Below are 6145 nucleotides of genomic sequence, written 5' to 3'. Positions count from 1 at the left end.
CGTCCGAATCCTCCGCGCCGTCCCATTTGGTGATGAAGCCCCGGCCCTCGAAGTGGATCGAGATGCCGCAGATCTGGGCCTCCTTCTTCCCGGCGGCGTGCCAGGGTTTGAAATCGTTGTACCAGTTCTCCGGCCCCACCACGCTGTCCAGCCGGTTCATGATGGCCCGGTTGGTCACATAGGGGACGGCGATGCCGGTCATGCGGCCCTGGGCCTCAAAGGTCTTTTGCAGCCGCCACTCCAGGTCCTCGGCGGCGAAGGGCTTTGCCAGCTCCGCCTGGATAGTGCGTGCGTCTTTCTGCGCCATTGCGTCACCTCCCACAGATAAAGTCATACAGCGTATTGCCATTCGGGATCAGAATATCCGAATAGTAGTACGCCGGGTCCCTGCCTTTCAGGTGCTCCAGCAGTTCCAGGTGTCCCAGGCCCAGCTTGTTGTTCTCCGAGCTGTACATATCGTCATTGTCCGGCAGTTCCAGCAGGTAACGGGGAAAATGCTTCAGGGCCTGCAGCTTCCGGTACCTGGGCAGGATGTTGTTTCCGGAACATACTTTCCCGTTCGTATAGACATTGGAAAAGGGATAGCGGAACATCCTAGTCTCCGGCGTGGGCGTTTCATCCGCCGCCACGCCGATGGAGCATTCCGCGACCTTTCCGTCCTCCAGCATCCGAACGCCAAAGACCAGCCTGGGGAGCGGGAAATCCGGGTACGTCGTATCCTGGTACGTGATATCCGCCCGCAGCTCGGGATTCCAGAGAATAAAATGCCTCTCCACACTGTTCATAGAAACATGGAGGCAGTTTTCCGGAAGAAAACCGCTGTTGAGAAAATCCCTGCTGGTATAGCTGTTGTTGATGACGAAGTACAGGTCCAGGGGGGAGATTTCCTTATAGGCTACCGCCCCGCCCAGCTTCCGTTCCTCAACCATCAGCGTGTTTCTTGTGGGTGATATCCGCAGAACGATATCCCTGGTATTGTCCTTGTTTTCCGCCGGCATCACGCCGCCTCCTTTCTTGTTCCCGCTTCTTTCAGCAGACTTTCCAATCGCTCATTTTCCCGCTGGATATGAAGCAGCATATCCACCAGGCTGTTGCCGAACTCAGCGGGATCATAACAATCCGAGGAGAGCCATGTCCGAAGTTTCGCGGAATCCCTCCTTGGATAACACTCTATATTTCCGACACTGTAGCTTGTTCCCATCAGATAATACTCCGCGATGTCTCCGAGTTTCCGCCGCCAGGCGTCGTCGGATTGACCGCTGGTAAAACTCCACTCCCCGCTCAAAGCGCAGAAGCGGTCCATAAGCGGATGGCTGAAGGTGCAGATGGCAGCCTCGTACTCTTCATCCTGGTCAAAAAAGACATTGGCGCATATCTCCCAGACAATGCTCTCGCAAAGCTCACACAGGGAAGGCAGATCGAAGTCTACGTACATCGCCAAAATTTCCTCCAGAGCGGCGGGGTCCTGACTGTGCAGGTATTTCGCAAGCCGCAGGAACAAGAGGACATCCACCTCATATTCATAGTTGTACATAGGCCCTCCTAAAAAAAGCCCTTTTCATTCAGGCTGGCGGCAGGCGTCTTGCGAAGGAAGGCGTTGATTCCCTGGAGCCACCCCAGATGCGTCCGTTCATACGACCGGTCATAGTTCACCGGCGTTACGTGCCGCAGGTCAAAGGCGTTCCAGTCCAGTTCCGTCAGGTTGAAAGTTCCCTTGTCCGACAGCCTGTCAAATACATGCGTTTGCAGATACTCGCTGTGTTCCGGCGTTTCCAGCAGGGGCTGTTCCGCCGGTACATCCTGGAGCGTCTGAATAAAACGCCGCTTATCAAATTCCATGGCTGTCCTCCATCCGCTCCATTGTGACCATGCTCAGGGCATAGTTCGCCGGGGCGCTTTCAACGCTCTTTTCAAAGTTCACATCTGCCGCAGAGCGTTTCCGCTCTGCGTAATAGACGCCAGGGATTCATGCTGTGCCCCCGTGTAATGGTGGGCAGAAAGAGAGACGGAGGGCGGGAAAGTTCTTCCGGCGAAGTGATGAAAATATCAACGGCCCCACGGTAGGCGGTCAAGGCCAGCATGGACTGCCGGAGCCGCCGCTGGATGGCCGCGCTGTGATAGGACTGCGCCAGCACCGGGATACCGGAGGGGAACACCCTCTGCAAAAACGAAAATCCCTTTGCCGTAAGGACTGCCGCACCGCTTTTCTCATGGCATTTTATAAAGCCCAGGCTTATGAGATTTTGAAGCTCTGTTTCGCTGATGACGCTGAGCAGCCGATCCGGCATGACATATTGTCCCCAGCAGACTAATCGCAGAGTGTCAATGTCCCGTACACTGAACAGCATAAGCTCTCATATTCTCCCCGCCAGATAGGTGGTCTTTTGGAACTCTCCGTTTTTGAATACGTCCCATGCCTCCACACAGTAGACCGGACCGCCGGAAAGCAACACAGCTTTCGATGGGTCCCAGGTTCTTTCAGCATAGCGAACCGCATCGTCGGGAACGGCGGTTTGAATCTCAATGCTGTCATCCCCCAGATAGTCCCGGAGAGAATGAAGCATACGCTCTGTTTCGCTGAGGTTTGCAACGAACACGTAGTCGCCGGAAATATCCGCGTAGTGGATCGTCTCGGGGGCTCCGCTTTCGGCTCGGCCGTGATGCTGTGGGAACTCGTGAGAACTGCGGCCCCGCAGAACAGGACCGCCAGGAGCATGATGGTCAGACGCTTCATAAGGCACCTCTTTCGTATGTGCGGCAGTTTTTGCGGTAGTTCCTGCCAGCGCCGGAACCGCCCTTTCGCCGTCCCGGCGAAAGAACGATTTCGGCGCCCTTTACGGGCTCCTATGCGGGGCTGGTCTGCCCACCCCCGCATAGATGACAGGTTTTCTCGTTCAAAGGGACCGCGCCGCAAAGGGGGAATCCATTCTGCCGCAAGGTTTTGATGGAATGTGGGAGTAGGCAGATTATCCTTTTGACGCGGTAGATAAAAAACGCCTTAAAATCAGGGTGAATCTGCCTACCCCCATCCGCCCCCATAGAAGGCGGCGGCGCTGCTGTGGCTGGAGCGGGCGGCGAAGAAATCCGAGGTTTCCGCTACGTCCAGCAGGGTAATGTGGCAGACGTTCAATTCGCTCCTCTCGGACAGCATCGCCAGGGCCAAAGTGAACTGGTCGTCGTCCGGGACCAGCCTGCCCTTGATGGCGTTGGACACCGCTTTCCAGCCCTTGTTGTCCTGATCAAAGATGTGCCGTCCCTCTACGCCGCAATGCTCCTCAATGACCAGCAGGGCCCTCTGGAAAAACGGCGGTTCCCGTCCGCTGGCCTCGAAGTCGTCCAGCAGGCGGCGGATGGTGTCGCTGAGCCATTCCGACGGCTGGTAGCGGCAGTGGGGCAGCAGGGTATTGAGCTGGATATGGAGCCAGCCGCAGCCGAACCGCTCCACAAATCCGGCAGTTTCCATCCGGGGCAGGACCGGCCGCTTGCCGTAGCCGCCCGCGCCGGGGGCGTGCTTCTCGCACAGCCGCCGCAGCTCCAGGGCAGACCGCTCAAAGGTCCCGGAGGCTTCCTCCAGGGCCTTTTGCAGCTTCTCCGGGGAACCGCTGTCCGCCAGGGCGGCGAGGGTGCCGGTGGCGCTGAACGCCTCACCTACAAGCTGCTGCATCCTTGTAATATCTTCTTTCATATTGTTCATTCTTCCGCCGCCTTTCTCCTGGCCCGCAGGTCCGTGGGGGATGTGGTGATCGCGTCGTACTCCTTCGCCGTGGCGTGGAACTGGATGGGAACATGGTTGTAGCCGATGCAGAGAAGGCCCTCGCCCCGGCGGAAGCGGGTGATCTGCCGGACTTCATCCTCCGAGAGGTTCAGCACGCCTTGAATCAGCCGGGCCTCCTGTTCCTCCATCTGCATCACCAGTTTGATGCGGCTGGAATCCAGAATGCCCTTGCCGTACTTGCCGCCGTCCAGGCCGAACAGGTCCTGCATCCCCTGGGTGGAGGTGACGGCGATGCCGCCTAAGCCCCGGATGGTCTTCACCATCTCCTGGACGAAGCCCGCCGCCAGAGGGTTGGAGTTGGCCCCCACCAGGCTCCACAGCTCGTCCGCGATGAGGGCGGAGAGATCTTCTCGGGAGTCCATGATGAGGTCGTTTGCGATGTCCGTGGCCCAGAAGATGCCGGGCAGCAGCAGGTCGTCCGGCATCCCGGAGGTGTCCAGGACAATGTACTTGTTGTCCAGGTCGATGTCGTTCCGCTGTCCCATGGCGGAGGCGGAGCCGGTGACGTACCGGGCCAGGACTACGGAAAGATGCTTGGTTTCGGGATTGTCAGCCAGAACCTTGTACCAATCCGCGATGATGGGCATTTCCACAAAGGCCCCGGTTTCGTCGGTAATGGTGTCATTGTCGAAGGTAATCCCATACTGCCGGTAGCACTCCACCAGGGAGGAATCCAGGTAGTTTTTATCCTCATCGCTGAGGTCCCGCTTCTGGAGGGAGTACCAGATAATGAGCCGGGAAATCTTGTCGGCCAGCACGGAATCATCCCGGGCCGCCATATCCCGGAGGCCCGCGTAGGAATCCAGGGAGCGGCGGCGAATCGCCATGATGTTGGGGCAGTCCCGGGAGGAGGGGGACATCCGCAGGTACAGCCCGCCCAGAAGTTCGCAGAGGGGACGGAACTCGTGGCCCTTCTTGGGTACGATGAAAATGACCCGCCGCCCCTGCTGCCGGAGGCGGCCGCCCAGGCACTGGAGGGTGAACGTCTTTCCCGCGCCGGAGGAACCGCCGATCCAGCAGTTGCCGTTGGTGTATTTATAATCATCATAGGGGTCCAGGAACACGGGAGAACGGTTATAGAGGTTCAGCCCCAGGAACACGCCGTTGCGGTCGCTGAGCTCGTAGGAGGCAAAGGGAAACGCCGCCGCCACGCCGGAGGTCAGGGCATTGCGCCGGGACTTCCGCTCCACGTCCGGGTCCAAGGCCAGCAGCGGCAGAGCGGAGAGGAACGCCTGCTCGTTCTTGTAGTCGCAGCGCCGGGCGATCATGTCAATGGAAACGCAGAGCTTTTCCACCGCCGTCACCCGCTGCTCCAGGGTTTCCGGGTCGTCGGCCACCACCTCCAACAGCGTGTGCATGTAGTAGAAGTCCTCCCCCTGGCGGTTCATCACGTCCTTCAGGTAAAGGCCGGAGCTGATGGCGCTGTCCAGTTCCTCGAAGTCCTTGCGGGTGTCCTCCACGTCCCGCATCCGGGAGCGGTTGACCATGGTGGTCTGTGCGATCTTGGAGAGAATCTTGTCCTTGGGCTGGCGCTTGAAGATAAAGCTGAGGTTCACGCCCTCCCCGGCCTCCACCAGAGGGGCCAACCAGCAGGAGCCGACAGTCGTGGCGTAGCCTTAGCCGGTGACATAGAGGTAAGCGTGGTACACGCCGTCCACCACGATATAGTCCCGGCTCTTGGTGTCTACCGTGGTAGGGGAGAGGATGTCCAGGATGGTGGTGGAGCCGGATTCCAGCTCGGTCAGGTCCGGCTTTTCCTCGCCCATCAGCAGGCGCTTGAGGGAAAACCTCTCCTGGCCGTTCTTTTTGGCGGCGGGCTTTTTCTTCTTCGCCTTGGGCGGCGGGGCTTTTGCGGGTTTCTTTTTCAAAAGGGGATTCATATACTCACATCCTTGGCTTGAATTTGTGGAGAAAATGCGTATAATAGAGATATAGAAGGTTGCTGCTTTTCGGAAAGGAGGCCGGTCTTATGGTTTATACTTTGGAAGAAATCAGCCGCCGCGTGCGGCCTGTGGCGGAAAAGTACAAGTTGAAAGCCGTATATGTGTTCGGCTCCTATGCCCGGGGAGAGGCCCGGGAGGACAGCGATGTTGATTTGCTGGTAGACACTTGCGGCGCAGACCTCTCTGGATTTTTTGCAATCGGCGGACTATATAATGACCTTGAGGAAGCCCTGGAGAAGGAACTTGACATGATAACAGTGAGTGCTTTGGAACAGCCAATTCGTCATAAGAGTGATATCGGTTTTCGAGAATCTGTACAACGAGAGAGGCGGAAGATTTATGCAGCTGCGTGATCAACAACGTTTGGTCAAAATTAGAAACTGTACCAATAGAGGGAAAAGTAGTATAATGAGGGAATGATACAGAA

Annotated in this window: 10 protein-coding genes; 1 reads left to right on the top strand and 9 read right to left on the bottom strand. The window is 57.7% G+C overall.

Features of this window, described 5'->3' with window-relative positions:
- The 9 genes from QZ329_RS14650 to QZ329_RS14610 all read right to left on the bottom strand — a co-directional run.
- Positions 1 to 307: Rad52/Rad22 family DNA repair protein (locus tag QZ329_RS14650; protein WP_295753741.1), on the bottom strand; the 307-nt coding region annotated here is incomplete at its 3' end.
- 4 nt (positions 308 to 311) lie between these two features.
- Positions 312 to 998, bottom strand: a complete 687-nt coding sequence (locus QZ329_RS14645; protein WP_295753739.1) for a hypothetical protein — start codon at positions 996 to 998, stop codon at positions 312 to 314.
- Positions 998 to 1534, bottom strand: a complete 537-nt coding sequence (locus QZ329_RS14640; RefSeq protein WP_295753738.1) for a hypothetical protein — start codon at positions 1532 to 1534, stop codon at positions 998 to 1000. Before QZ329_RS14640 ends, QZ329_RS14645 begins: the two co-directional genes overlap by 1 nt.
- 8 nt (positions 1535 to 1542) lie before the next feature.
- Complete coding sequence (locus QZ329_RS14635) at positions 1543 to 1839, bottom strand: hypothetical protein (protein WP_295753737.1); 297 nt, start codon at positions 1837 to 1839, stop codon at positions 1543 to 1545.
- A gap of 71 nt (positions 1840 to 1910) precedes the next feature.
- The gene (locus tag QZ329_RS14630; protein ID WP_295753736.1) at positions 1911 to 2348 is read right to left on the bottom strand and encodes a hypothetical protein; all 438 of its coding nucleotides are present in this window, start codon (positions 2346 to 2348) and stop codon (positions 1911 to 1913) included.
- A gap of 6 nt (positions 2349 to 2354) precedes the next feature.
- Complete coding sequence (locus QZ329_RS14625; protein WP_295753735.1) at positions 2355 to 2564, bottom strand: hypothetical protein; 210 nt, start codon at positions 2562 to 2564, stop codon at positions 2355 to 2357.
- 455 nt (positions 2565 to 3019) lie between these two features.
- Positions 3020 to 3694 (bottom strand): hypothetical protein, encoded by a 675-nt coding sequence (locus tag QZ329_RS14620; RefSeq protein ID WP_295753734.1) that lies wholly within the window; start codon positions 3692 to 3694, stop codon positions 3020 to 3022.
- Entirely contained in the window at positions 3691 to 5331 is a 1641-nt protein-coding gene (locus tag QZ329_RS14615; RefSeq protein ID WP_295753733.1) for a hypothetical protein, read from the bottom strand. The genes QZ329_RS14620 and QZ329_RS14615 overlap by 4 nt, the downstream gene beginning before the upstream one ends.
- A 60-nt stretch (positions 5332 to 5391) precedes the next feature.
- Positions 5392 to 5655 carry a hypothetical protein gene (locus QZ329_RS14610; RefSeq protein ID WP_295753732.1) on the bottom strand — a complete coding sequence of 88 codons (264 nt, stop codon included), beginning with the start codon at positions 5653 to 5655 and terminating at the stop codon, positions 5392 to 5394.
- Positions 5656 to 5744: 89 nt separating this feature from the next.
- Here QZ329_RS14610 and QZ329_RS14605 point away from each other — a divergent pair, with 89 nt between their 5' ends.
- Positions 5745 to 6071: a nucleotidyltransferase domain-containing protein gene (locus QZ329_RS14605; RefSeq protein ID WP_295753731.1), complete on the top strand. Its 327-nt coding sequence runs from the start codon at positions 5745 to 5747 to the stop codon at positions 6069 to 6071.
- The last annotated feature ends 74 nt before the right edge of the window (positions 6072 to 6145 follow it).

The sequence above is a fragment of the uncultured Oscillibacter sp. genome, assembly GCF_910579365.1.
GTDB lineage: Bacteria > Bacillota > Clostridia > Oscillospirales > Oscillospiraceae > Oscillibacter.
This window is presented reverse-complemented; position numbering and strand designations above follow the sequence as displayed.